Annotated in this window: 21 protein-coding genes; 19 read left to right on the forward strand and 2 right to left on the reverse strand. The window is 67.2% G+C overall.

Features of this window, described 5'->3' with window-relative positions:
* Window positions 1–21 precede the first annotated feature (21 nt).
* The 3 genes from AB8K43_RS03350 (at window position 22) to AB8K43_RS03360 (ending at window position 1,665) form a co-directional block, all read left to right on the forward strand.
* Window positions 22–285, forward strand: coding sequence for a hypothetical protein (locus AB8K43_RS03350; protein ID WP_370891480.1), 264 nt, complete (start codon window positions 22–24; stop codon window positions 283–285).
* An 82-nt stretch (window positions 286–367) separates the two neighbouring features.
* Window positions 368–1,246, forward strand: coding sequence for a serine aminopeptidase domain-containing protein (locus tag AB8K43_RS03355; RefSeq protein ID WP_370891482.1), 879 nt, complete (start codon window positions 368–370; stop codon window positions 1,244–1,246).
* The gene (locus AB8K43_RS03360; RefSeq protein ID WP_370891484.1) at window positions 1,243–1,665 is read left to right on the forward strand and encodes a MarR family winged helix-turn-helix transcriptional regulator; all 423 of its coding nucleotides are present in this window, start codon (window positions 1,243–1,245) and stop codon (window positions 1,663–1,665) included. The genes AB8K43_RS03355 and AB8K43_RS03360 overlap by 4 nt, the downstream gene beginning before the upstream one ends.
* Before the next feature lie 102 nt (window positions 1,666–1,767).
* Here AB8K43_RS03360 and AB8K43_RS03365 read toward each other — a convergent pair whose 3' ends face one another.
* Window positions 1,768–2,859 (reverse strand): inositol-3-phosphate synthase, encoded by a 1,092-nt coding sequence (locus tag AB8K43_RS03365; RefSeq protein WP_370891486.1) that lies wholly within the window; start codon window positions 2,857–2,859, stop codon window positions 1,768–1,770.
* 11 nt (window positions 2,860–2,870) lie between these two features.
* Window positions 2,871–3,482, reverse strand: a complete 612-nt coding sequence (locus AB8K43_RS03370; protein WP_370891488.1) for a PadR family transcriptional regulator — start codon at window positions 3,480–3,482, stop codon at window positions 2,871–2,873.
* 246 nt (window positions 3,483–3,728) lie between these two features.
* Here AB8K43_RS03370 and AB8K43_RS03375 point away from each other — a divergent pair, with 246 nt between their 5' ends.
* From AB8K43_RS03375 to AB8K43_RS03450, 16 genes are all read left to right on the forward strand, one after another.
* Window positions 3,729–6,041, forward strand: a complete 2,313-nt coding sequence (locus AB8K43_RS03375) for a transglycosylase domain-containing protein (protein WP_370891490.1) — start codon at window positions 3,729–3,731, stop codon at window positions 6,039–6,041.
* Window positions 6,042–7,394, forward strand: a complete 1,353-nt coding sequence (locus AB8K43_RS03380; protein ID WP_370891492.1) for a hypothetical protein — start codon at window positions 6,042–6,044, stop codon at window positions 7,392–7,394. It abuts the gene before it with no gap.
* Window positions 7,395–7,874: 480 nt separating this feature from the next.
* Complete coding sequence (locus AB8K43_RS03385; protein ID WP_370891494.1) at window positions 7,875–8,798, forward strand: type IV toxin-antitoxin system AbiEi family antitoxin domain-containing protein; 924 nt, start codon at window positions 7,875–7,877, stop codon at window positions 8,796–8,798.
* Between the two features lie 511 nt (window positions 8,799–9,309).
* Window positions 9,310–9,597, forward strand: a complete 288-nt coding sequence (gene rpsF / locus AB8K43_RS03390; RefSeq protein WP_370891495.1) for a 30S ribosomal protein S6 — start codon at window positions 9,310–9,312, stop codon at window positions 9,595–9,597.
* Between the two features lie 93 nt (window positions 9,598–9,690).
* Complete coding sequence (locus tag AB8K43_RS03395) at window positions 9,691–10,332, forward strand: single-stranded DNA-binding protein (RefSeq protein WP_370891497.1); 642 nt, start codon at window positions 9,691–9,693, stop codon at window positions 10,330–10,332.
* A gap of 107 nt (window positions 10,333–10,439) precedes the next feature.
* Window positions 10,440–10,676, forward strand: coding sequence for a 30S ribosomal protein S18 (rpsR, locus tag AB8K43_RS03400; RefSeq protein ID WP_370891499.1), 237 nt, complete (start codon window positions 10,440–10,442; stop codon window positions 10,674–10,676).
* A gap of 25 nt (window positions 10,677–10,701) precedes the next feature.
* A complete protein-coding gene (gene rplI / locus AB8K43_RS03405; RefSeq protein ID WP_370891501.1) occupies window positions 10,702–11,148 on the forward strand; it encodes a 50S ribosomal protein L9 in 447 nt (148 codons plus the stop codon).
* A 208-nt stretch (window positions 11,149–11,356) separates the two neighbouring features.
* The gene (locus tag AB8K43_RS03410; protein ID WP_370891503.1) at window positions 11,357–13,111 is read left to right on the forward strand and encodes a hypothetical protein; all 1,755 of its coding nucleotides are present in this window, start codon (window positions 11,357–11,359) and stop codon (window positions 13,109–13,111) included.
* Between the two features lie 147 nt (window positions 13,112–13,258).
* Complete coding sequence (locus AB8K43_RS03415) at window positions 13,259–13,798, forward strand: hypothetical protein (protein ID WP_370891505.1); 540 nt, start codon at window positions 13,259–13,261, stop codon at window positions 13,796–13,798.
* Between the two features lie 281 nt (window positions 13,799–14,079).
* On the forward strand, window positions 14,080–14,322 hold the full coding sequence (locus tag AB8K43_RS03420) for a hypothetical protein (protein WP_370891507.1): 243 nt from the start codon (window positions 14,080–14,082) through the stop codon (window positions 14,320–14,322).
* 358 nt (window positions 14,323–14,680) lie between these two features.
* Window positions 14,681–15,229, forward strand: a complete 549-nt coding sequence (locus tag AB8K43_RS03425) for a hypothetical protein (RefSeq protein ID WP_370891509.1) — start codon at window positions 14,681–14,683, stop codon at window positions 15,227–15,229.
* Between the two features lie 420 nt (window positions 15,230–15,649).
* A complete protein-coding gene (locus AB8K43_RS03430; RefSeq protein ID WP_370891511.1) occupies window positions 15,650–16,009 on the forward strand; it encodes a hypothetical protein in 360 nt (119 codons plus the stop codon).
* A complete protein-coding gene (locus AB8K43_RS03435) occupies window positions 16,006–18,729 on the forward strand; it encodes a VWA domain-containing protein (protein ID WP_370891512.1) in 2,724 nt (907 codons plus the stop codon). Before AB8K43_RS03430 ends, AB8K43_RS03435 begins: the two co-directional genes overlap by 4 nt.
* Before the next feature lie 33 nt (window positions 18,730–18,762).
* A complete protein-coding gene (locus tag AB8K43_RS03440; protein WP_370891514.1) occupies window positions 18,763–22,308 on the forward strand; it encodes a tubulin-like doman-containing protein in 3,546 nt (1,181 codons plus the stop codon).
* Window positions 22,301–24,946 (forward strand): hypothetical protein, encoded by a 2,646-nt coding sequence (locus AB8K43_RS03445; protein WP_370891516.1) that lies wholly within the window; start codon window positions 22,301–22,303, stop codon window positions 24,944–24,946. Before AB8K43_RS03440 ends, AB8K43_RS03445 begins: the two co-directional genes overlap by 8 nt.
* A 3-nt stretch (window positions 24,947–24,949) precedes the next feature.
* Window positions 24,950–25,720, forward strand: coding sequence for a hypothetical protein (locus AB8K43_RS03450; RefSeq protein WP_370891518.1), 771 nt, complete (start codon window positions 24,950–24,952; stop codon window positions 25,718–25,720).
* Window positions 25,721–25,764: the final 44 nt, after the last annotated feature.

A 25,764-nucleotide genomic window follows, 5' to 3' on the forward strand; every position in this document is an offset into this window, starting at 1 on the left:
ACGACCCGCCCGGTCTGATCGATGTCGGTGACGTGGGCAGGTGACCGCGGCGTCGCCGACGACGATGGCGCTCCAGAGGTGCTCGATGAGGTGGCCGAAGACGGGGGGTCAGACGTGGCGGGTGAACTCGGCTCCGTCGGCCCGGTGGTGGAGCGCTCAGCCGGCGGGGGAGCCGGATCGCTCGCACATCCGCTCACGCCGATCGCCGCGAGAGCGAGCATGGTGACGGCCCGGGTCGAGCGTCGGGGGCGCTGGCGATCAGTGGAAGCCCGCCGGCGGGGATGACGATGGTGGCGCATCCCCCCTTCCTACCTGGTGAGGAAAGGGAGCAGACAGGGATCTCGGCGGGTGGAGTACTTTAGTTCGTATGCGAACTACATCGGGTGTCCTCACTGAGGACGTCGTGATCCCCGTGGGCGACGGCGTCGTGGGCGCCACGATCAGCGCACCCGCGGCCGCGCGGGCCGTCCTGGTCATCCACCCTGCGACGGGCGTGCCGACCAAGATCTACCGCGCCTTCCGGGAAGAGGCGGCTCGCCGGGGATACGCCACGCTGACCTATGGCTATCGAGGGACCGGCGGTGCGAGCGGGAGCGCCAAGGACCACGCGACGGTGCGGATGCGGGACTGGATGGATGAGGACGTCCCCGCAGTGACCGACTGGGCAAAAGAGAGGTGGCCCGGGTTGCCGATGGTCGCCCTCGGGCACAGTGTCGGCGGGCACGCGCTCGCCCTCGATCGGGGATCGGCGGGGCTGCGCGGCTTCATCACGATCGCGTCGCACGCCGGCGTGACGAGCCAGGTCCCGGGCCTTGCCGAACGCGCGAAGCTGTGGCTGATCTTTAACGGCCCGGGCCCGCTCGCGGCCCGCGTGCTCGGCTACTTCCCGACCAAGGCGCTGCGGATGGGCGAGGACGCGCCCCGCGATATGTGGCTCGACTGGGCGCGCTGGACCCGCAAGCGGCACTACTTCTTCGACGACCCGAGCATGGAGGCTGCCGCGCGGGCCGCCAGGGTGAGCGGCCCCGTCCTCGCGGTCGGCTTTACCGACGACCCCTGGGCCACCCCGCAACAGATCGACGCCATCACCGACCGGCTCGTGAACGCCGAGGTGGAGCGGCGAACCTACGCCCCCGAGGAGTTTGGCGCTCGGGCGATTGGCCATCTCGATTTCCTGCGCCCGGAGCTCGCCGAGACCCTCTGGCCGGTGCTCTTCGCGTGGCTCGACGACCGGGTGCGCTCGTGAGCGCCCCGCGGCTCATCGATGGGCTCGCCCGCGCGGAAAAATCGGTTCGCCGTGAGATCCGGTCAGGATCCACCCGCGGGATCAGCGCGAGCGGTTACGGCGTCCTGTTCTATCTCGGACGACACCCCGGCGCGTCGGGTGCCGAGGTCACCGCTGCGCTCGGGGGATCACCGGCGGGGATGTCCGGTCTCCTTGGTCGCCTCGCCGACGCAGGACTGGTTGAGCGAGCCGCGGCCGTCCATGACCGCCGGGCGAGCGCACTCACCCTCACGGCGGCGGGGGAGCGCGAGTGCGCCCTCGGCCTGGAGGCGGTCGACGACCTCAACGAGTGGCTCCGCACCGGCTTCACGACCGCTGAGCTCGCGATCGTCGATCGCTGGCTGGCGCACGTCGCCGCGGGCCGGCCGACTAAGGGCTGACTCCCTTCGACCGAACCTCAGACGCGAGAAGGGGGTGAGCCGACCGAAGCGGTCAAGCTCACCCCCTTCAGCGTCGTGAACGGGAGCGTCGCGAAGAGGCGATCAGCGGGGCTCGTCCCCGGCGATGAAGGCCTCGAGGCGCGCGCGGCCCTCGGTGTCCTCGCGCTGCTCCGGCGGGGACTTCATCAGGTAGGAGGAGGCGGAGAGCAGGGCGCCGCCGATGCCGCGGTCCTTGGCGATCTTGGCCGCGCGGATCGCGTCGATGATGATGCCGGCGCTGTTGGGGGAGTCCCACACCTCGAGCTTGTACTCAAGGTTCAGCGGCACGTCACCGAAGGCGCGACCCTCGAGGCGCACGTATGCCCACTTGCGGTCATCGAGCCAGGCGACATAGTCCGACGGGCCGATGTGGACGTTCTTGTCCTCGATCTTGCCGGCGAGCGGGCCGTTGAGGTTCGAGGTGACGGCCTGGGTCTTGGAGACCTTCTTGGACTCCAGGCGGTCGCGCTCGAGCATGTTCTTGAAGTCCATGTTGCCGCCGACGTTCAGCTGGTACGTGCGGTCCAGCACGACGCCGCGGTCCTCGAAGAGCTTGGCCATGACGCGGTGGGTGATCGTCGCGCCGACCTGGCTCTTGATGTCGTCACCGATGATCGGGACGCCGGCCTCTTCGAACTTCGCGGCCCACTGCGGGTCGGAGGCGATGAAGACCGGCAGCGCGTTGACGAAGGCGACGCCCGCGTCGATCGCGCACTGCGCGTAGAACTTGTCGGCCTCCTCCGAGCCCACCGGCAGGTAGGAGACGAGCACGTCGACCTTGGCGTCGCGCAGCGCAGCCACGACATCAACCGGCGACTCGTTCGACTCTTCGATCGTCAGGGCGTAGTACTTGCCGATGCCGTCGAGGGTGTGGCCGCGCTGGACGGTCACGCCGGTCTCGGGGACGTCGGCGATCTTGATGGTGTTGTTTTCGCTGGAGTTGATCGCTTCGGAGAGGTCCTTGCCGACCTTCTTGGCGTCGACATCGAACGCGGCGACGAACTCGACGTCGCTCACGTGGTAGTCACCGAACTGGACGTGCATGAGGCCCGGGACGGTGCCCGCCGGGTCGGCGTCCTTGTAGTACTCGACACCCTGGACGAGCGAGCTCGCGCAGTTGCCGACGCCGACGATGGCGACGCGGATGGAACTCATGGACTTACTCCTTATTGATCTTGGTCGTGGGGGGACGAAGGGGGATTGCTGCTCGCCTGTTCGGGACCGGAGGCGGGGGGCCGGTTGGTCGTGCCGTGGTGCTCGGCCTCGATGAGTTCGCTGAGCCAGCGGACCTCGCGCTCGGTCGTTTCTTCGCCGTAACGCTGGAGTTCGGTGGTCCAGGTGTCCATGCGCTCACGTGACTCGTAGGTGGCGCGACGCATGGAGTCGAGCCGCTCTTCGAGCCGGGAGCGACGCCCTTCGAGGATCCGCAGCCGCACATCTCGCTCGGTGTGGCCGAAGAAGGCCAACCGCACGTCGAAGCCTTCGTCGTCCCAAGCGGCCGGATCGGTCTGTGCGGCCAGGGTGGCGAAGTGCTCCCGACCGGAATCGGTCAGGGCGTAGGTGATTCGCGGCCGCTTGCCGGGCGCCGCCTGAGAGCGGTCTTCGACGAGCCAGCCACGTTCAAGCAGGGCCTTCAGCCGCGGGTAGAGCGTGCCGAAGGACAGCGCCCGGAAGGCGCCGAGGGCGTCGTTGAGCCGGCGGCGCAGTTCGTAGCCATGCAGCGGTCCCTCGTGGAGCAGGCCCAAGATGGCGAAGTCGAGCAAGTCACGACGGCGCATGCTTGCTTCTCCTTCGTCGGTCGCTGGGTGGCTCGAGGGGGCGTGACGGGGTCAACGCCGCAGCACACCCTACACCAGATATATCGAGCCGATAGATCGGATGAGGGGTAGGCCGGTAGGGTGGGGCGTTCCTCTCATGGCCGACGCAGCCAAATCACAGGGTGCGTGGTCATAATCAAAGACGGCCACGGCGCGATGGGTCCGAGGCTGCCCTTTTCCTTTGCCCCCTTCCACGAGATTGTCGTCATGTCGAACACTGCGAACAGCCGATCCGAAGCGCGCGCCGCGCGCAACCGGAAAGACGCCTCCGGACCAGGTCGCCGGGGCGCCAAGAAGCAGCGCAAGGGCGGACGCCTGCGCCGATACCTGCTGCGCGGCCTGCTCGCCCTGGTGATCCTCGGTGTGCTCGGTGTGGTCGCGGTGGCGGTGGCCTACCTGCGGACCGATATCCCGAAGCCGCAGGACCGCGCGATCCAGCAGGCGTCGACGATCTATTACGCGGATGGCAAGACCCCGATGGACCGGATCGCGGAGGTCAACCGCGAGTCCGTCACGATCGACAAGATCCCGCGGGGTGTCCAGGATGCCTTCATCGCGGCGGAGGACCGGACCTTCTACGACAACGACGGCATCTCGGTGAGCGGCATCGTCCGCGGGGCCTGGGCCACCCTGCGCGGGGGCGAGACGCAGAGCGGATCGACGATCACCCAGCAGTACGTGAAGAACTTCTACCTCACCCAGGACCAGACCCTGAGCCGTAAGGCCAAGGAGATCTTGATCTCGGTGAAGATCGACAAGGAGCTCTCCAAGGACCAGATCATGGAGAACTACCTCAACACGATCTACTTCGGGCGCGGCGCCGATGGCATCCAGACCGCGTCGAAGGCCTACTTCGGGAAGAGCTCTTCGAAGTTGACGGTGCCCGAGGGGGCCTTGCTCGCTTCGGTGATCCGCGGTCCTTCCCTGTACGACCCCCGTCTCGGACCGGAGCAGGAGGCCGCCGCGAAGGATCGCTGGAACTACGTGATGGACGGCATGGTCACCCAGGGCTTCATCACCCAGCAGGAGCGGGACGCGGCCGAGTTCCCGAAGACCAAGGCGATTAAGCGGTCGACGACTAACACCTCGGACATCGGCTTCATCACCCAGGAAGTTCGGCGGGAGCTGAAGTCCAAGCTGGATCTCACCGACGCCGACATCGATCGCGGCGGCTTCAAGATCGTCACCACGATCGACAAGGACGCCCAGGCCGGAGCCGTCGCGGCGGTCGATAAGCAAATGCCGACCGGGCCGGAGGGCAAGGACCTCCACGTGGGGCTCGTCGCGATCAAGCCGGGCGACGGGGCGATCCGGGCGATGTATGGCGGCCCGAAGTATGGCGAGAAGGGCAGCTTCTATAACTCGGCCACCCAGTCGGCGATGCAGGCTGGATCGACGATGAAGCCCTTCACCATGGTGGCCGCGCTCGAAGAGGGGATTCCCCTCTCGACGAAGTACTCGGGTGCCTCCCCCTTCTACGCCCCGGAGTTCAAGTCGCAGGGCACCGCCGTGCAGCAGCAGGGCGGCGTGATGAACTACGGCAACAGCCAGTACGGCGTCATCGATATGCGCACCGCGACGATGAAGTCGGTCAACACCTATTACGCCCAGCTCAACCTCGCGGTTGGCCCGGGCGCGACGGCCAAGGCGGCCGAGACCGCTGGCGTCCACGCCTATAACGGCATGGAAGAGGTGCCACTCTCGAAGACCCCCGCCAACACCTTCGGCACCGACTCGGTGCGAGTCATCGACATGGCGAACGCGTACGCGACGATCGCTGCCGAGGGCAAGCGCGCTGACCCCTACCTGATCCGATCGGTGAGTGGCACCGGCGCGTACAAGCTCGACTACAAGGCCAAGCCGAACGTCAAGCGGGTCTTCCCGCAGGATGTCGCGCGCGATGCGATCCAGGGTCTCTCTGGGGTCGCGACCGCCGGGGGTACCGCCGGCGGCACGGCCGGGCAACTCGGGCGCCCGCTCGCGGGCAAGACCGGGACGACCTCGGATAACTACGCCGCCTGGTTCGACGGTTTCACGCCGGGCCAGCTCGCGACCGCCGTCGGGATCTACAAGGGTGACGGTTCGCTCACCGAGAAGAACCGGCTGCACAACATCCCCGGCTTCGGTGAGATCACTGGTGGTTCGCTTCCCGCGCTGATCTGGGCGGACTTTATGAAGGCGGCGCTCGACGGTGAGCCGGTGGCGCAGTTCCCGCCCCCCGGCAACGTCCAGTACCGGCCGCAAGACGGCAAGCCCTCGCCGGGGATGACGGCCCCGCCGCCGCCCCCGTCGACGTCCCGCCCGACGTCGACGTCCACGACGACGTCCAGTAGCTCGACCTCGACGTCGAGTTCGACGACCAGCAAGACCGAGACCACCACCTCGACGACTCCCACGGGAGAACCGACGACCGATACCCCGACCCAGGACCCGACCACAACGACGGCCCCAACCACCTCTACCCCGACGACACCCGAGGCGCCTGCCGGGAAGAAGCCGAAAGCCCCGAGTACTCCCTAGGTGGGACGTGACCTTCTCCCCCCTTCGGCCAACGCCCTGATCGGGGGTCCCCTGGGACGCCGCGCGAGCGCGGCGTCCCAGTCGGTGCGCGCCCTGTTGCCGCTCATCGTCGCGTTGACCGTGGTTCCGCTGTCGATTGCTGTCCTGCGGCAGGGTGACTGCCTGCAGAAGGGGTGGAACGGCAACGATCAGTTTTGGCGGGGGTGCTTCACCGACCTCCCGGCGCAGTACTCCCTGGCCGGGATGAACGCCGGTCTCGACGGTTGGCGATCCGGACCGACCGTCTTTGAGCAGCTACCCCTGCTCTCGGCGGTGATGTCCTTCGTTGGAGGACTCGTGCCGGATGCGAGCGCGCTGGACCAGACGCGCTGGTACTTCGCGCTGTGGACCGTCATCATCGCGGCGGTCGCGATGGCCCTAACCTGGATGGTCGGGATGCTCCACCCCGACCGCCTCGATCTTGCGACGCAGATGGCGCTCACCCCGATGTGGGTGATCGCGGGTCTGCTCTCGGCCGACGCCCTGGTCGCCCTTCTGGTCGTGGCCGCCTTCTTCGCCTGGGCGCGAGGCAAGGTCGTCCCGGTCGGGGTGCTCCTGGGCTTCGGGATGCTCGCGCACGCTTGGGTCGCGATCGCCGCGGTGGCGCTCGCGCTCAGCACCCTGCGGTGGGGGCACGCTGAGCGGGCCGTGCGCGCCCTGGGCCTCGCGGCACTCACCGCGGCTGCCGGCTATGCGCTGAGTTATCTGACCCGCGGCGCGCTGGTGACCGGCCCGGTGCGCGCGTGGTGGGAATCCGGACCGGGCTACGGTTCGCCGCTCTATATCCCGCAGGCCGCCGGTTACCCCCTTCCGGTCGGGCTCGCCACAGCGGTCGCGTTGGCGGGGGTGGTGCTTGCCGTGGTTGTCGGCATTCGCTTCGCGCGGGTGTCCTGGGCCGCGCCGACCTGGGCGCAGGTGGCCGCCGTGATCGTGCCGATCATGGTGATTTTCGGGAAGGCGGTGCCGGTGCAGGCAGGGCTCTGGGTGCTGCCCCTCGCGATCGCGGCCGGGATCTCGTGGCGCGCGCATCTGTTCTTCGTCGCGGTCGAGGCCCTGCACGCGACCGCCCTGTGGCTTCACATCCCTGCCGCTGATGCTCCCGAGCGCGCGCTGCCGGGCGCGTGGTACGCGGTGATTCTGGTGGTTCGCACCGGGGGCTGGGCGCTGCTGCTGTGGAGCCTTTGGTACGTCCCGAACCGCAACACCCATCCCCTCCTGCGCCCCGATGCGACATCGGACGCGCTCCCCATGCTCGCGCCGGGCGCGGCCGTGATGGCGGTCCCCGACGAATCGGTCGACGCCCGGACGCAGTAACGGCCCCCGGCGGGTTCGTGCCGCGGAAAAGGTGCTCGGGCGCAGCTATATCCGCGCCCGATGTCCGTTCCCCGCCCGTCTCGTGATGGCGGGTGACCGGCTTCCTCTCTTCTCCTCGGCGTCGGCTGCTGCCGCAGAAGTAGTGGCCGGGCGGGGTTGTATCCGCGTCTCGTGTCCCTTTCCCCGCCACCGGTGGAGGGGGTGTGCTGGCGGGCGGGTCGTGCCGCGGAAATAGCGGCCGGGCGGGGTTGTATCCGCGTCCGGTGTCCCTTTCCCCGCCACCGGTGGAGGGGGTGTGCTGGCGGGCGGGTCGTGCCGCGGAAATAGCGGCCGGGCGGGGTTGTATCCGCGTCCGGTGTCCGTTTCCCCGCCGTCGCCGAAGGGGGCCGACGACCCCCCTCGCGACGGTCAGCGCCCCCGGCGCTGTCGTTGTGGATAACTCGGCGCGCGGTTTACCGAAGCGGAGCATGATGCATCGGCATGGACGAGCGACTACATGCATTCGCCGCATCGCGCGGGATGGTCTTCTCTGCGCGGGACGCCGCGACTTTGGGGCTGGAGCAGCCCGACCTGCGGCGGCTCCTTCGCGGGGGCCACATTGTTCGCGTCCGGCGCGATGCCTACGTGCTCGGCGCTGCGTGGGTGGCGGCGCATCCCGAGGAACGCCTGGCACTTCGGGTGCGGGCCGTCATGCGGTCGCGGCCAGGGTCGATTGCTGCGTACCAGAGCGCCCTGGCCCTGCACCGTCTCCGGCTCTACCGCGTCTCGATGAGCACCGTCGACCTCTTAGGTCCGGTCAATCGAGTCCGCGTGGCCGGCGCCCTTCGCGTCCATCCAGATTGGGAAGGACATGATCCGCAGATCGCCGACGGTTTCCGGTGCGTGTCGATCCCCGACGCGATCGCTCAGGTGGGATTGCGTTCCGGAGTCATGGCCGCGATCGTCCCGCTCGATGCGGCCTTGCACGACGCGAGGTGCACGATCACCGACGTCGCTCATGCCCTTGCCGAACGCGCCCGCCGCCCGAAGGACCATCGCATCGCCGAGGCAATTCTCGAAGGTGCTGATCGTCGGTCCGAGTCCAGTGGCGAGAGCAGGGCGAGGGTGATCTTCGCCGACCAGGGATTTGAGGTCATCCCGCAGTACGAGATTCGCGACGACGATGGCGAGGTGATTGGGCGAGCCGATCTGCTCGTGGATGGGGTGGTCACCGAGATCGACGGTGCCGTGAAGTACGGGGGTGCGCAAGGGCGGACCGCTCTCATCGCCGAGAAGCGGCGCGAGGACCGGATCCGTGCGCTCGGGTATCCGATGGTGCGCTTCATGACCTCGGAATTGGACCGCCCCGAAGTGATGGTCGCCGCCGTACGTCGAGCTCGCCGGACCGGGCGCAGTTCGGCATGACCGGAGCACTCGCGGCCCAGTCGCCGGTGCTTGCGGGGAAAAGGACATGGGGCGCGGTTGTGTCCGCGTCCGGTGTCCGTTTCCGGGTGGGGGCGGCGGACGGTGGGAGGCGGGCGACAAGTTTGGCGGGGAAGGGGGAATGGGGCGCGGTTGTGTCCGCGTCCGGTGTCCGTTCCCGCGACCGGAGGTCACGGATGCGCGGAGCGGGCCTCGTTTCAGCGGTGAGCACCCCGCGACGGCGCCATCCACTTGTTATCACCAGGTTGTCCACATCGACTCCCAGGTGCGCCGAACGATCCACCGCCGAATCTCCCTTCCCCGGGGGCCTCGCGTGGCGCGGATGATCGAGGCAGGAGACACCGGGATTTCGGGCGAGGCGGGTCTGGCGGCTACCCTTGGTCGGTCCCCACTTGTGGTCGGCGGTTCCGCCGTGCCCAAGGGGACTCGATGCACAACCCTCCTGTCACGGAAAGACCGTGACCGCCAAGACCGAAGGAGGCGGGTTATCAGCATGCGTCAGTACGAACTCATGGTCATCTTCGACCCCGAGCTCGACGAGCGGACGGTTGCACCGACGTTCGAGAAGTTCCTCACCGTGGTGACCAAGGATGGCGGCACCGTCGACAACGTCGACCACTGGGGTCGCCGTCGCCTCGCCTACGAGATCAAGAAGAAGGCCGAAGGCATCTACGCCGTCGCGAACCTCACCTGCGAGCCGGCGACGAGCAAGGAGCTCGACCGCCAGCTGGGTCTGAGCGAGCAGGTCCTGCGGACCAAGCTCCTGCGCGCCGACGCCTAAGCACTCTCTTCGGTCCGACGCCGGAGGACATCCGGTCGACGACCCACCAGCTGAACCAAGCGATCGCTCTTTAAACGCGAGAAGGAACCGCACATGGCAGGCGAAACCGTCATCACCATCATCGGGAACCTGACCGGTGACCCCGAGCTGCGCTTCACCCCGAACGGTGCGGCCGTGGCGAACTTCACCGTGGCGTCCACGCCGCGACAGTTCGACCGGCAGACCAACGAGTGGAAAGACGGCGAGACGCTCTTCATGCGCTGCTCGGTCTGGCGCGACGCGGCGGAAAATGTCGCCGAATCGCTCCAGCGTGGCGCCCGCGTCATCGTCTCTGGGCGCCTCGTCTCCCGTTCGTGGGAGGACAAGGAATCCGGTCAGAAGCGCACCGTGATGGAGATGCAGGTCGACGAGGTCGGCCCATCCCTGCGCTACGCCACCGCCAAGGTCAACAAGACCCAGCGCGGCGGCGGCGGCAACTTCGGTGGCAACCAGGGTGGCTGGGGCGGCAACGCCGGCGGCCAGCAGGGTGGCCAGGCTCGCCAGGACGACCCGTGGGCGACCGGTGGAGGCCAGCAGGCCGCTCCGGCGCAGGGTGGTCAAGGTGGCCAGAGCACCTCTGGTGGTTGGGGCGCCCCGCAGGGCAACCCCGGTGGCCAGGGCGGTCAAGGAGGCCAGGGCGGCCAAAACGGCGGCGGCTGGGGCAATGCCCCGGGCTACGACGAGCCCCCCTTCTAACCCCCGTCGAGCCTCGCAGGGCAACCCGCGCGGTTCAGCGAAAACTAAACGCAATACCCATCCCGAGGCACACCCTCGGGCTCTCACCCGAATAGGAGAGCACCACGATGGCCAAGCCCGTTGTGCGTAAGCCCAAGAAGAAGGCCAACCCGCTGAAGGCGGCGAAGGTCGAGAACATCGACTACAAGGACGCGGCGCTGCTGCGCAAGTTCATCTCGGACCGCGGCAAGATCCGCGCCCGCCGCGTGACCGGCGTGACCGTGCAGGAGCAGCGCCTCATCGCGCGGGCCGTGAAGAACGCCCGCGAGATGGCCCTGCTGCCGTACTCGTCCAGCAACCGCTGATCACCGGTAAAGGAGTTAAAACGACATGAAGGTGATCCTGACCCACGAGGTGACCAACCTCGGTACTGCTGGTGACATCGTCGACGTCAAGCCCGGTTATGCCCGCAACTTCCTCTTCCGCCGTGGCCTCGCCACCGCGTGGACGAAGGGCGGCCAGAAGCAGGTCGACTCGATCGCCGCGAGCCGCTCGGCCCGCGCCGTGAAGTCCCTTGAAGAGGCCCAGTCCATCAAGGGCAACCTGGAGGGGCAGACCTACTCCGTCTCGGCGCACGCGTCCGAGAGCGGTCGCCTCTTCGGCGCCGTCACGAGCCGCGAGATCGCCGAGGCCGTCACGGCCGCTGGCGGGCCCTCGCTGGACCGTCGCAGCATCGAGATCCCGACCCCGATCAAGGCGGTTGGCCCGGCTAAGGCTCTTGTGCGTCTGCACGATGACGTCCAGGCCGAGGTCGCCCTCGAGGTCGTCGCCGGCTGATTGACGCCTGCACCCTTAAAGGGGGTGGAGCGCACGATGAGTGCGCTCCACCCCCTTTAGCGTGTGTCCACTGCCCACCCATGCTGCCCTCCCAGGCCCCGATCCGGTTACGGTAGGAGCGAAGGGGGAAGCGCGATCCCGATCGCCGAGGGATGACAGGCGGTCGGTCGCGGTACCTCTTGACGCCACCAACACCGGAAGAGATGCCATGACGAACCCTCCCGCCTACCCCGGCGGTCCGTCCGACCAGCCCGGCTCCACGCCCGGAGCCTGGGGCCCGCCCCCGCCCGCGGGGCCGCCCGCACCGACGGGTCAGCAGGGCCCGCCGCAGCAGTGGGGCCCTCCGCAGGGATACGGCCAGCAGCCGGCGCACGGCTACCCCCAGCAGGGGTACGGGCAGCCGGGCTACGGGGCTCCTCAGCAGAGCGCGCCGCCGATCGACGTCGGGGCGCTGCTGAAGGGGCAGTGGCCCGCAATGGTGCGCGATGGCCTGGCTCTCGTGCTGTTGCTGTCCTCCCTCGGGCTGACCTGGACGTCCTATGACATCCACGTGGGCTACGTCCTCTTCGTGCTCCTCGCCGCGCTGGCGTGCTTCGTGCCGTACGTGACGATGTTCGCGATGCGGGGCCGGTCGACCCCGACCCTGGTCCGACTCATCCGATTCGGGCTCGTGGCGCCGCTCCTGATCACCATCGTGATCCAGGTCATCCGCGCCCTGACTCAGGACATTGGCGGGTTCGGATCGGGCCTGATCGTGGCGGGCGCTGGCGCGGTCCTCGCGCTCCAGTCCGGCGACCGTGGGGTCGCCTCCGCTCGTCAGCTGTGGACCTGGGCGGTGATGGCCCTCGGTGCTCTCGCGGTCCTGCTCGGGATCTACGAGGTCATCAAGTTGGCGATGGACCTCAGTGACATGGGTGCCTTCGACTACAGCAGCAAGGTCGCGAGTCTTGCCATCGTGTTGCAGGTGATCCATGTCGCGGTCATCGGCGTCGCGCTCGGGCTCGCGATCCTCGCCGCGCAGCGCGGTAACGCGGTGATGTGGACCGGAATCGCGGCGCTCACGGCTGTGGTCATCGCCTCCTTCGTCTTCGTGGGTCTTGGGAGCACCGCGCTCGCTGACGGTTACGGTCCGGCGCCCTTCGGCATGTCGACATCGAGCATGCTCTTCGCGGTCCTCGCGCTCACCGCGGCGCTCGCCCCACCGATCATCGACGCGCAGCAGCCTGCTCCCTTCGCGGGCACGGGTGCCCTCACGACCTGGATTCTTGGTGTGGCGCGCATCAGTGGGATCGTCTTCGCGATCGGGTTTATCACCTTGGTGCTGATCCTGGTCCTGACCGAGGGAGACCTCGACTCGTGGCTGGTGGGCTCGGCGGTCTTCACACTGCTCGCGGCCGCGGCGTGCTTCGCCACTGCGGCAACGCTCGGGAAGGACCCCCGGCGAGGCGTCATGGCGGCCACCGGAGCCGGGGCCTTCATCGCGGTGGTCGCGATCGTTTTCCTCATCGGTCGCGATGACCGGTCGGCGAGTCCGCTGATCGGTCCGCTGCCGTGGCTGTTGCTCGGCCTGGCCTTGCTCGGCCTCGCCGTGACTCCGCTCATCAAACAGACTCTCGCCAATGCTGCCCAGCAGCCTCAGACCGGCGGGTACCCCCAACAGGGCTACGGGCAGGCGCCCCAGGGCTACGGTCAGCCGCCGCAGCAGGGGTATGGCCAGCAGCCGTACGCGCAGCCGGGCCAGCAATCCGCGGGCGAATCTGGCTATGGGCCTGCGCCCCAGGGGTACGGCCAGCAGGCTTATGGTCAGCCGCAGCAGGGGTACGGCGAGCAGGCTTATGGTCAGCCGCAGCAGGGGTACGGCGAGCAGGCCTACGGTCAGCCCGGTTCGCAGCCTCCGGCGCAGCCTGGCTACGGGCAGTCGTACGGGCAGCCGGCGAAGCCCCCTTCGGACGAGACCCCGTAAGAGGCACCATCGGTCGGACCCGGGCAACTCCCCGGGTCCGACCGGGCAACAAGGCTTCGGATGGCGAGGCTCGCCAACCGATACGGTGTGCCTCGGATCAACAGATCAGTCGTGGTGGAGGGGCTTTCGATGATCAAGCGTGGACGAGTGGCACTGGCAAGCGCCGCCGCGATGACCGCAGTGCTGATCGCAGGGTGCACGAGCCAGGGCGAACCCGAGAGCGGGTCGACTGTCAGCGGGGACGCCCGCAGCGATAACGGCGCGGCCGACGCCGGAATCGACGCCAACAACCCGCCCAAAGCGCTGTCGACCCATGTCATCACCGCCGTCGATAAGCCCTTGAGCGAAGCCAAGGTGTCGCTCCTGTCATTGCGCCGCAACGGCGAGACCGCCACCTTGTTGTTGTCGGTGACGCCGACCATGTCCGAAGGGGCGAAGTCCGAGTCGGTCAGCCTGTACTCCGCGCTCGGGAATTTCACGCCGAACCTGCTGGATGCACCGAACCTGCTGCGGTACTCGCCGCTGAAGGCTGACTCGACCGACGTCGCGACCAGCACGAGCGGAGTCAACCTCTATGACGGCAAGCCCACGTACTACTACGCCGTCTTCCCCGCGCCGAAGGGGGACACGGTCGACGTTCAATTGGGGGCGGGGTTGCCCTCCTTCACGGGAGTCACGGTCCAATGAGCTCGCCCTCGGATCGAGAGCCGGACGAGTCCACCACCGCGGCTCGGCCGGCTAGCGACACCGAGCCGGTCCCGCCGCCACCCGACAAGGCCGAGGGCACAACGGCCGTCCGTCGGGCGGTCTCGGATCGCACGGCCCCGCTCGGACCACCCTCCGGGCAGGGCCAACCTCCCGCCAGCCAGCCCACCGCGCGATGGGAGAACCATCCTGGTTCACCCGCTTCGACACGCCCGGCCGCCCCTGCGGAGTCCGCGAGTCGGCGCGGCTTGCTCGTGGTGGGAATGGTCGGCGCCCTCATCATCGCCCTCGCGGCAGGGGCCATCTGGTTCGCGGTGAACCGTTCGGGAGGCGGCGAGCAGGATGCCGGTCCCGTCCCGAAGGGCCCGCAGATCCCACCGGTTACCGCCGCCATGATCGCGGAGGCGACCGACTCGCTGTCAGGCGGGCCCAGCACGGGCCTGGACCCGGGGAAGTCAACCAGCGGTCTCGACCTCGAAACCGCAACAGAGTCGACTGGCCCATAGGCAGCAGTGGACTCAATGGATTCGCCGATAGTCGTCGGCCACGAAGACCCATAGGGTCGAAGGGGATCGACGTGCCGTGCGGGCACGAACTCGCGCTAGCGCTGCCGAGGGACCAAGGAGCTCAAGTATGGACTGTCAGACGTGTGGATCTCGCGTGGACGGGGCGTTCTGCGGTCTGTGCGGTGCGCCCCGCGGCGGTGGCCTGAGCCTCTCGAAGGGCGGGTCGACCCCGTCGACTCCGCACCCGGAGGCGTCGACTCCTCCCGAGTCCGCGCACGGTCCGTGGTCAGACCCTTCGGCAAATGCGCCGCTCGAGCCCAGCGCGACAGGCGGGGAGGGAAAGAAGCGGTCCGTCGGAGTGCTGATTGCCGTCATCGCGGTGGCTTTGATCGCCGGCCTGGTTGGACTATTGCTGGTCGCGAACGCATTGGGGTCCGATGATCAGCCCATCGCAGAGGTTGGGACCTCGACCGTGACGGAAACGGCGACGGCCGGTGAGCCCGCCACGACCTCGGCTGAACCGACGGTCGACCTTCCGTGGCAGGCGAGCGGTGATGCCAACGCCCCCAGGGCCGCGACCAGCGCCGAGGTCATCCGTGATTCGACCCATAAGGAATGCCGATCGGCGGGCTCGAAGGTGGCGGGTTATCCCGTCGGCAACTGTGACGTCTTCCGGGGGACCGAGGGCTACGAGACCGGGGTCTACCTCTCCAAGGGAGAGGTCGCGATCGTCTGCCAGCGCCAGTTCCCGAGCCGTGAAAACCCGCAGTATCTCTCCGGGCAGGAAAACACGTGGTGGTTCTGGGCCCGTTCCGGTCAAACGTGGGACTGGTTCCCCGAGACGGCGATCTCGCAGGGTGGATCCCGACTTCCCCTGGGCAGGATCGCTGTGTGCCAGGGCAGTTGACGTGGGCGGTGAAGGACGATTCAACACTTTTGGGGACATGACAGGGGCGCAGGCACCGCGTGAGTATCGTTTGAATGAGCCATGCAGGGACGTGGCTTGGTCAGGAGGATTGATGCTCGCGCGACGCGCAACGAGGCCACGCGGTGGGCACCCACGACGTTCGCTACTTCCTGATGAGCACACGCGCGCCGATCCAGACGCATCCGCATGCCGCTCAATCGGCGGGTCTGTTGCGAGGCAAGCCCGTTGAGTTTCACAACCCCAGGCCACGATCCCAACGAGGAGTATCCGAGCGCGTTCGGGTGGGGGAGGCCAGCTGACGAGCCAACGGTCTCGATTCCGGCGACCGGGGAGCGGCCCGCGGACAACCAATGGTCAAGTGCGACAACGGAGGCGTGGAGCACCGGGCCCCCTTCATGGGTGGCAGACGGTCCATCCGATCCCGACCAATTTCACGAGGAGTCATTGCCGACGCCGGCGGGTCCGCCCGTCGTGTGGCTCGCCATCAGTGCAGTGGCAGTGGTGACGGCAGCCGTGCTGGTCGTGGTGTTCGGATCGGCGACAGCGGGACTTATCGGTTGGATTCTCGCTGGTCCCGTGGCGATCTCCTTGCTGGCGGTGTTCGGTCTACGGGACGGGGCCGTACGGGCCACCGGCTGGTACCGCCCGAGCGACGTCGCTGAGTGGGGCCGTCGGGCCATCGCGGTAGCGTGCCTGCTCGTCGTCGTGCTGAGCGCCTACCAAGTCGCCGATGACGTGGCGCGGGGGATGTGGTCATGAGTCGGCGCCTGTCTGTGGTCCCGCTCGTCCTTCTCCTTGGTCTCCTCCTCGTCTTTTCCTCGTTATCGGTGCCGCAAGCGACGGGTTCGAGCCGGGGGAGCACGGATGACAAGCAAACGGCGAGCGCGCGGATCGGGGGGTGTATCGCCGGCGGGGGAAGGGGGCAGATCTTGCTGCTCATCGACCGGTCCGGCTCGCTGACGTCGACCGACCCCACGGGCGCGCGGGTCGACGCGGCCCAGTACCTCGTCTCCCAGATGGAGCAGGTGGCGACCTCGACATCGGCGCACATTGACGTCGCGGTGGCCGGATTCGATGCGACCTACGAGCGGACCCTGAACTGGACCAAGCTCACGGCCTCGTCGTTGGGGACCGTGCGTCAGGATCTTGACTCCTACCGGCAAGCCAATCGCGGGGTCGATACCGACTACTGGGTAGCCCTCGACGGGGCCCGTAAGGAGATTGCTCAGCGGACGAAGGGGGCCCGAGACTCGAGTTGCTCGATGATCGTGTGGTTCTCGGACGGGCAGTTCGACATCGAGCCGCGCGACGGGACGGGCACCGAGGGCGTCCTCGGCGAGGACAAGCCCTATGCCGCCGGGATGCCGCTTGGTAGTCGAGCTCAGGCGGACGCGGCGCGGGAGCGTGGCGAGCGAGACCTGTGCCGCCCCGGGGGCCTGGCGGATCAGGTGCGCAGCCAGCAAACCGCCCTCATTGGCGTTGGTCTAAGTGGAAGCGGCAAGCCCGATTTCACCCTGATGAAGAACGTCGCGACGGGAGGTTCGGGCGGCCGTTGCGGCAAGGTGACGTCACCCGCGCCAGGTGAGTTCTTCCTTGCCGAGAACATCGAAGACCTGTTCTTCGCGTTCGACGCCTTCTCCAGCCCTGGGCGGGAACCGCTGCGGCGCGAGACCGCCACCTGCCAAGGCCGTCCGTGCGCCGAGGGAACGCACACCTTCGTCCTCGACACCTCGATCGGGCAAGTTCATGCTCTGGCGTCCACCACGGGTGCTGGCGCTCGGGTCCTGGTGAAGAACCCCAAGGGCGAGACCGTCCAGTTGTCCAAGAGCAGCGGGCAGAAGACCGTCGGCGGGGCAAAGTTGGCGTGGAAATGGGTGTCCGAGAGCGCGGTCTCGGTCGATATCACCCGGCAGGGCGATGCAAACTGGGCGGGACCCTGGGGATTGGTCTTCTTGGCCGATCAGAAGGGCAAGGCGAGGTCTAGCCTTCGGATTTTTGGTGATCTTGTCCCCACCTGGGACGCCTCAGATCCTCGCGAACTGACCCTTGGAGAAAAGACGCCCCTGACCTTCGGTCTTGCCCACACCGACGGGAAGCCGGTCAAGCCTGCGGATGTCGCCGGGGAGGCTGAGCTCAGCGCTCAGCTCGTCCTGCGCGATGGCACGACCGTCCCGATCGTGCAGGGCGCGAAGGGGGAGCAGATCGCCAAGCCCGTCGAATTCGACCCCGGCAGCGTGACCCCCGGCCCGGCCAAGGTCAGTGTCGAACTCAAGGTGACGACGGCCGATTGGCGGGACGGTAATCGCACCGTATCGGGCACCGTCCTGGAGCCACAGAGCAAGGAATTTCCGGTCGAGGTCAAGGCTCCTGCGAACTACCCGAAGGTGACTGGCGCGCTGGACTTCGGCCAGACCGAATCCACCGACCCACGCACCGCGACGCTTGCCCTCGACGGTGAGGGGTGCGCGTGGTTGACGGGTGAGACGAACATGACGGCGACGCCCGAAGGGGTCAAGACCGTCACCCTGGCCTCGCCAGCTAAGGACCAATCGTCCTGCGCAAGCGGGGAGTTGGAGGTGACCCTAACGCCGAGCGAGGTTGGCAACGGCCTCGTTGGTGGAGACGTGACCGTGATGACGGCACCACAGGACGGCTCCGCCGAGGCGCTCGCGGTCACCGTCCCCTTCTCCCTGGAGATGCAGCGACCCCGCGACACGGGCGTGTTCCTCCTGGTGCTCATCGGGGTCACATTGCTTGGGCTTCTGATCCCGATCGGGCTGTTGTACGGCGCGAAGTACCTGACAGCCAGGGTCCCTGGGACCAGCGTTCGCGCCATTTCGGTCCGTGGTCGGATCGATGACTCGGAGTCCTTCCTCGATGCCGGAGCGCCGATCGCCCAGGACAAGGCCCAAACCGCGATCCTCGAGGGGAACGATCGGCGCAATGTCCCGATCGCGGGCAAGACACTCAAGGCGAAGGTTGGGCTGGACCCCACCGGTCCGGGGCACGTGATCGTCGAGCAAGCCAGCCGGATCGCCGGGGCGGGGAGTAGCGCCGAGAACGTGAAGGGCTTGGCCCGGCTGCCCCTGGCCGTCCAGGGTCACTGGATCATGACCCTCGACAGTACTGACCCGGTGGCGGGTGATGTGGAGGTCACTTTCTTCACGGCTGCGGGCGACCCTGGTCTCGAGGAGATGATCGATGACGCCCGCTCTTCCGCGCGTGAAGTGGTCGCCTCTTTGCGGGATCAGTTCGCTCAGGATCCGACCGCTGCGGCACCCGCCGTGGTCGACGAGTGGAGCACGACCCCCAGCTCTGGAGGGTTTGACGCGTGGTCCGATCCCGATCCCGCAGCTGCCGGAAACCCGACGAGTGAGACGGACTCATCTCGGATTCGGGCCACCTCGGCTCAACCACCTGTCACCGGTGAACCGCCAGCGCATCCGCCCACTTCCTCGCCAGACGACGACGCCTGGTAACCAGGTTTAAGCAGCAGAGAGGCTGACCAGCACATGCGCAAGTTCCTCATCGTGGGATGTGGCGGCTCCGGGGGCGAGACCCTCCGCTACCTCATCGACCAACTGCGGGCCGACCTTCGTGCTCGGGGAATCGGCTCCCTGCCGGATGCCTGGCAGTTCGTTCACGTCGATGTGCCACTGGTGGCCGAGGGGACGGAGTCGCAACTCGGCAACATCTTGTCGATGGGCGGCCGGTACGTCTCCTTCGCGACGCCGGCGGGCAACTACGAGACGGCAGCGCTCAACGTCGAGGCCAAGCTCGGACAGGGCGCGAGCGCCAACTACGCGCCCCTGCTCGGGTGGGCTCCGCGGGATAAGGCGAAGGCGAATGGTGTGCCGGTCAAGGATGGTGCTGGCCAGTACCGGGCGATCGGTCGCATGCTCACCCTGTCCAAACTCAACGACCTGCATCGCGGCCTTCTCGCGGCTCATTCCGCAGCCATGTCGCCGACGGCGTGGGGCGAGATTCCGCCAGCGGATCGTGGGGGTGACACCGTGGTCCCCATCATCGTGGGCTCCATGGCGGGCGGATCTGGGGCCTCGATGTTCCTGGATGTCGCACGAATCCTGGGTCTCGTACCGAACATCGACCCGGCGTCCATGGGGTGCTTCCTCTACACCGCCGACGTCTTTACCTCCCTGCCCGAATCTCAGCGCACCAACGTCGAGGGCAACGCGATGGGCGCGCTGTCGGAAATCATTGCCGCGATCGCTCGGTCCTCCGACGGGTTCGACAAGGAAGCGCTGTCGGCCTTTGGGATTTCGTCGGGGTATGGGGACACCCCCGCTTTTGGACGGATCATTCCCGTAGGACTGAGGGTCGGTGGCTCTGGCGCTCTCTTCGGTGACGGTCGCCCGAGCGGTGTGTACCGGGGGATCGCTCGCGCCCTCGCGGCCATCATGACGTCAGAGACGGCGAGCATGCAGTACATCAAGGGGTTCTTGGAGAACCCCACCCCGCTCATGACGACGAGCGAGCGCTTTGGCTGGAAGACCAATCCCTCGGACCTCCCCTTCGCCGGCATGGGGTTCTCGACCCTAAGCCTCGGCCGGGATCGTTACCTCGACTACGCCGCTCAGCGGCTCTCTCGCTCGGCAGTCGATCACCTCGTCGAGGGGCACGAAGACCCGACGAGCCAACTGCCGGGCACAGAGCAGTTGCGCATCTTGATGGACAACCAGTGGGCTGTCAGTACTCAAGCGATCGGCCTGCCATCACCGGGAGAAGCGGTGCCAGCGTGGTTCCAGAACGTGGCCTTTCCCCGGATCCAGTGGGAGGCCGCGGCCCGCGACGCGACCGAGGTCATCGCGGCGTCCATGGGATCGACCGGGAGCGCGCCAGCGGGGACCTGGCTCGCCACCGTCCAGGCCAATGCCGGGACGGTCCGCGGTGCCATTACCGGATCGGTGCAACGAGCGGCGTATACCTGGGCGGAGCAATGGGCCGGTCAGTTGGAGCGGGCGACCAAGGCCGAATTCTTGAGGGTCACCTCGGCGTTCGGCCTGCCCTACGGCCGCGAGCTGATGTCTCGACTGCGAGTCCAGTGTGACCAGGTCATTGGCGCGCTCGCCCAAGCGGGCAGCGGTGCGACCAGCATCGACCCGGTGGCGGGTGACCCCGGTGTCCAAGGGCAGGCTCAAGCTCTGGGGAAGCAGGCAATCGGCGCGGAGCACGCGCTCGCCAAGATTTACCGCCGGGGCATTCAGGCGACGACCGAGAAGCGGTTGCGTCTCGAGGCGGCTGACCTTGCTGCCCGAGTGCTTCAGTCGTACGCCAGCGACGTCCTGGGCGCTCTCGAGACCGCAGCGAACGACGCTCTCGCAGGCTTGGAGCAGGCCCGCGCCAGCGCAGCCACCCCCAAGGCGGGTCTCGCCCAGTTGCATTCCACGATCTATAAGGACTGGCCGGACGAGTCCTCCCGGGTGCCCCTTCGCTTCGATCAAGCACACAACGAGGTGCTCCTTACGACATCGGAGCAGTTCCCGCAGCAGTTCGTGGCCGATGTCGCTGCGGCTGGCGGTGGGAGCACCTACACCGAAGGGATCCGGGTGGTCCGCACGGAGGTGCTCAGCGGGATCTGGGAGACCGCTGGTGCGCGAGCCGACCATCCGGTGATTGACCAGGTCGGTCACTGGAGAGCGTCGGTGCTCACGCGCGACGCCCTTAGCGGTCAGCCCACACCGCCCGCTAAGCCCAAGTACGTGCTCGCCCTGAGCCCCAAAGACATCGTGCGTCGGGCAGCCGCCCGGCTGTCGTCACCTGGTGATGTGTTTGAGCGCTTTTCCGGGCAGTCGATCGCCGAGTACCTCAATGATGGGTCGGTCGCGGCAGTGGAACTCGACCGGCGAAGGGGGGCCTTCATCGATTCCTTTATCAAGGCTCTCGCCCTTGCTCGGCCTCTCGTGGGCGTCGATCCGCAGATGGCGCTTCGCCTCCACAGCATCGACATGACGTACACCTATGCGTTTAGCGAGATTCCGCTCGACGGAGCGTCGGAGGTGGCCGACGGCCTGCGGTCTTATGTCACGAGCGCACCGGATATCGACGATCAGGTCACGGATTCGCTCGACCAAGCCTTCCAGGGCGACACCAGCCGGGCCGGCAAGATTGCGGTCTTCGGCGGGTACCCCAAGATCAGCCCGCTCTGCTATTCGTCCCTGCTGAGCTCCATCAAGCAACGCTGGGCACAGTCACCGCAGTCGTTCCAGCGATCGCTCTGGCTTTGGAAGCGCACCAAGCCACTCGCCGCCTCACTTGCGATGTCTCCGGCCGAGGCCGAGCGAGTGGTGGCTGGGTGGTACCTCGGCCGGCTCCTCGGTCTGGTCCGCCAGCCCGATATCGGCAGCCCTCAGGTGGCGACGACGAACGGCTGGGTGAGTGTCGGGCCTTACCTCGAGTCCGAAGAGGCCGCCGTTCACGGTCCGATGGACGTCCTGGCAGGGGTGATGATGTCCCATGCCTGGGCCATTGCCCGATGCGCGGGAGACCCGGATCTCAGTCCGCTGATCCCCTTCGAGGCGATCCGGGAATTCGCCGACGAGACGCAGTCCACCCAGGCCTTTGTCAGCACCGATCAGTTGCGCGGCACCAAACTCCTCGCGGCCGCCTTCCGGGATCAACCCCTTCGTTCCAAAGAGGGGGTCCTACCGAGCGATCCGCTCAGCCCCGTCCTCGCGGGCGCTGGTGCCGCGCCGCCAGAGGGCGCCATTAGTCTCGCGCCGCCTCCTCCCCCCGGCTCTGTCAGCGGGTCGCCGACGCGAGAGTTGGTGGTCGCCCGGCATGCGGCGCTCGTCCGGTGGATCGAAGAGTTGCAGCAGTTCTATCTCGGCCAGGGCTACGTGCGAAAGGGCGACGACGGCGTCTTCCGAGCGCACGTGACATCCATGGCTGCCGTCGTGCAGGCACCCCTATCGGCAGAGTTGGCTCCGGTGGCGATGAGGGCGCTGGACCTTCTTCGTCGGATGGCCGATGCCGCCCTCGACCTTGACTCCGGTGGGCCGATCGACGACAAGCACCACGGCGGTGGGATCTTTGTCTGAGATCGTTATCATCGCCGCTCGTCGGCCCGTCGCGGTCGAGTTCACCGCCATCCTTCGAGACTGGAGCGCCCTTCAACTCATCGAGCGCACTCTTGTGGTGGACCTCGATGCTGGGGACGTCGCCGATCCGCGTCGCCCAGTGGTCGTGATCGAGTCTGGAGTGATTCAGACCGGCCTCCTGCAAGAACTTCTCACCGAAGATTCGTACGCGCGGGCCAGGCTCTGCGTCGTCAGCCGGATCGATGAACCGACGAGCGCCGTGCCACACGGTCTGTTGTCATCGATCCTTAATGAGGTCCGAGTCAGCTTGCCGACCGCTGCCCTGGTGCAGGCTCACGTCCTGACCGGCGGCCCGAACGATGCGTGGGGCGATGTCGTCGAGCCACTGCCGGGGTGGCACACACTGGCCTTGTCTCCGGAGCAGTCGAGCGCTCCGGATCAGGGTGCGGCGCCACTGTTTCGCTCCGCGGCTGATCCACGCTGGCTCCTCCACGTCGTCGGGTCGGTCTGCACTTTGCTCGGTCAATGGCGCGGCCAGGACGGCAGCGTGCTCGATGACCGCAGCGCACCCTCGGGTGGCGCGATCGTCCCCTTCCGAGCGTTTAGTCGGTCGCTACGAGCCGATGCGGTCGAGTCGGTGCTCCGAGCCCGACTGCTCGACGTGGGTGCTCGCTACCCAGCGCCTCGGGTCGACACGACCGCGGCGGTCGTGATCGACGACGAAGAGCAAGCGGCCGTCGGCATGGCGGATGACCTTCTGCGAAAGCACTACGACGTCCTCCCGCGGCAGCGCATCTTCCCGAAGCGGCCTCCGGCCGAACGGATCGGTGTGTTCGAAGCGTTGAAGCAGTTCTTCCGTTTCCTGTTGAACGCCCTGAAGAACGCGCCCCGTCATCTCGCCGACAGCCTGGTGCGAGCGACGGCCGCGAAGACGGCCGGGGCGGTTCAAAGCGTGGTCTTCGGCGGGGCGGACGCAGGCTTTACCGTCGTGGTCAAGGGGGTGCGTTCGGACGGCTCGCTGGCGTCTTGGAGTGAGTTCGAAAGTGGCCTTGAGTCCGTGATGGAACGCAGCGCTCCCTCGGCTCAGATGGCTGCGCCACCACAGAAGCAGGAACTGTGGCAGGACTTCGTCGGCGCCGGGATGACGCTGTTGGATGCCGGGCGTCGGGGCTCGGATGACCTCGGGCCGCGAATGGTGGGCGCGCAGCGGGCGGTGATCGTGACCACCGATCGCGTCGCGCCAGCTGCCAAGGAACGCTTCACCCTGCCTGCTCATATTGCATCGCACCTTCCGTCGTGGGAGCTGGAGGTCGGCGACGACATCGCAGGCTGGCGTCTGTTCGAAAGGCTCGTCGCGTTGCGAACCTCCCACCCTCACTTAGCGACGGATATCACCGCTCAACTGCAGCGGCTGAAGGCATGGAGCGCGGAGTCCAGGTCGACCTACGTGGGCCGCGTCGGACACCGCTTCGGCGAATCGTTCCGAGCGACCATTTCCGAAGTCGATGAACTCAATCGCAAGATCGAGGCGCTCCAAGCGAGTGCCGGTCTCCCGGACGAGTTGGGCGAGCAGCAGGAACGCCTCGCCCGACGGGTCCGGTTGTTCTCGGTGATCAGTTGGCTGTTCGTGGCACTGTTCCTTGGCCTTGCCGTAGGCGGGGTAATCACCTGGCTGTGGAGCATCGCCTTGATGTTCCTATCGGTGCTGACCTGGATTGTCGGGGGAACGCTCATCTATATGCGCGGGCAGGCGCAACTCTTCCGGTACCTGCACCGACGCGGACAAACCGCCACCGAGTTGGAGACCGCCCGGCAGCATCGACTGGAGGCGTTAGAAGACCTTCGCCGGCTCTCTCGCGCGTATCGGCAGTACTTGGATTGGAGCCGGGCGTTTCGAGCCTTCGTTCACGCTCCCTTGGGCCGAGTTCAGGCCGAGGCGGTCCCGGAGTTGTTGGCTGGGCAGGGGATGCCTCGCAACTTCGGTCTCGGCGAGGCAGTGCCGGATCCAGAGGTCGTCGAGGAGGTCGCCAACCGGTGGAAGGATCGGCTCTTTCGCACGGAATGGCTGTCGGGGTGCTGGAGCGAGTTCCAGTCCGAATACCCGAACGAACTCGGTGACCTTCGCTACGCGCTGCGCCGTCAGGGTCCGAGCTTGCTCCTTCAGGACCCCAACCTCGATGGCCAGGGACCGGTCCTCACGCGGTGGAGCCATGCCGTGGCGAAGGCCGCCGAGCGCCGTGCTCCTTCCCGCGATTTCCTCGCGAGAGTGGCGGAGCTCACCGAGAGCGATACCCAAGACCGCGATCGGCTCCTGGATGCTGTGCGCATCTGTGATCATCAAACGGGGGAGCCGGTCGAGCGGAATCGAGCATCGTTCGTCGGTGGTTTAGATCAGGTCAGGGGTGACGCCGGGCCGACGACCTTCCTAGACGTGATGTTCTCGCCGACAAAGACCGCCCTCGATGCCCTCAGCGTGAGGGAGTCGATCTCGCGGACCCAGTACCAAGGGCTCACGATGGCCACCACGGTGGTTCAGTTGGGTGAGGCCCTGCAACCCGATCAGTTCCGGTCCGGGAAACCCCCGTCGGACGGCTATGGGCCTCCGGACCCGCCGCCAACTGGCCCCACCTTCGTGTAACCCATGCCGGACGGACTCCTCCTCATTCTGGCGATTAACACGGCGATCAGCGTCGTGGCCTCGGCAGTGGCCGGATACGCGATCGCCGCGCGCGCCGGGCGGCCCGGATGGCAGGGCGCGTTACCCGGTGCTCTGGTGCCCTGGCTATCACTCGTCGTGCTGAGCCTGGTGTGGAATCAGCCGGGGCGGGCAGCGTCGCCAGGGAACGCCGCGCGCCGGATTGCTGCGGTGCTCATCGCGCTTGGGGCGCTGGTCATCTTGGTCTCACTCACCATTGATTGGTTCGCGGTATCCGGAGACGTTGAGGGGTATCTCGAAGGGGGAACCGCCGCGGGTGTTGGCGACAGCGGGTCGGGGATCCTCACCGTTGCCATCGTGGTGGCCGTGTTCCTCGCTATCGCCGCTGCAGTCTGGTGGCACGGGGGGCTCCGCTACTCGGTCCCGGCCCTATTTGCGGTCTCGATCATCGGGACCCTGATGCTGGACACCCTGATCACGGCCACCTTCGTCAGTGATGCTGCTGGCGGGGTCGCCGTTTTCAGCGGGGGCCACGCCTCGGCGACCCTTGACGTGGGACTGGGCGCCTGGCTCGCCTTGGTCGGCCTCGTATTCGTGTACGCAGGCGCACTCTTAGCGGTGCTTCGCAACCGCCACTCCGGGCCGCATGCGGCGGCGGAGCCACTTCCCTCGGTTCTTCAGTTCTCGGACGGTGAACCAGCCCGGGCGGCTTCTCGCAGCCCAGAACCCCACCAGACCTCACTGGACGATTGGTGACATGGATGAGTAACCGAGCGCAGACCGTTGCCGATGCGGTAGCT

The organism is Janibacter sp. GXQ6167, from assembly GCF_041365945.1.
Lineage (GTDB): Bacteria > Actinomycetota > Actinomycetes > Actinomycetales > Dermatophilaceae > JBGFSK01.

Bases quoted from the DNA above. Each gene is read 5' to 3' on its own strand.
- AB8K43_RS03350 (WP_370891480.1), top strand. From the start codon at position 22: ATGTCGGTGACGTGGGCAGGTGACCGCGGCGTCGCCGACGACGATGGC.
- AB8K43_RS03435 (WP_370891512.1), top strand. From the start codon at position 16,006: ATGAGTCGGCGCCTGTCTGTGGTCCCGCTCGTCCTTCTCCTTGGTCTC.
- AB8K43_RS03450 (WP_370891518.1), top strand. From the start codon at position 24,950: ATGCCGGACGGACTCCTCCTCATTCTGGCGATTAACACGGCGATCAGC.
- AB8K43_RS03420 (WP_370891507.1), top strand. From the start codon at position 14,080: ATGGTCGGCGCCCTCATCATCGCCCTCGCGGCAGGGGCCATCTGGTTC.
- AB8K43_RS03440 (WP_370891514.1), top strand. From the start codon at position 18,763: ATGCGCAAGTTCCTCATCGTGGGATGTGGCGGCTCCGGGGGCGAGACC.
- AB8K43_RS03375 (WP_370891490.1), top strand. From the start codon at position 3,729: ATGTCGAACACTGCGAACAGCCGATCCGAAGCGCGCGCCGCGCGCAAC.
- AB8K43_RS03365 (WP_370891486.1), bottom strand. From the start codon at position 2,859: ATGAGTTCCATCCGCGTCGCCATCGTCGGCGTCGGCAACTGCGCGAGC.
- AB8K43_RS03355 (WP_370891482.1), top strand. From the start codon at position 368: ATGCGAACTACATCGGGTGTCCTCACTGAGGACGTCGTGATCCCCGTG.
- rplI (WP_370891501.1), top strand. From the start codon at position 10,702: ATGAAGGTGATCCTGACCCACGAGGTGACCAACCTCGGTACTGCTGGT.
- AB8K43_RS03370 (WP_370891488.1), bottom strand. From the start codon at position 3,482: ATGCGCCGTCGTGACTTGCTCGACTTCGCCATCTTGGGCCTGCTCCAC.
- AB8K43_RS03410 (WP_370891503.1), top strand. From the start codon at position 11,357: ATGACGAACCCTCCCGCCTACCCCGGCGGTCCGTCCGACCAGCCCGGC.
- rpsF (WP_370891495.1), top strand. From the start codon at position 9,310: ATGCGTCAGTACGAACTCATGGTCATCTTCGACCCCGAGCTCGACGAG.
- AB8K43_RS03395 (WP_370891497.1), top strand. From the start codon at position 9,691: ATGGCAGGCGAAACCGTCATCACCATCATCGGGAACCTGACCGGTGAC.
- rpsR (WP_370891499.1), top strand. From the start codon at position 10,440: ATGGCCAAGCCCGTTGTGCGTAAGCCCAAGAAGAAGGCCAACCCGCTG.
- AB8K43_RS03385 (WP_370891494.1), top strand. From the start codon at position 7,875: ATGGACGAGCGACTACATGCATTCGCCGCATCGCGCGGGATGGTCTTC.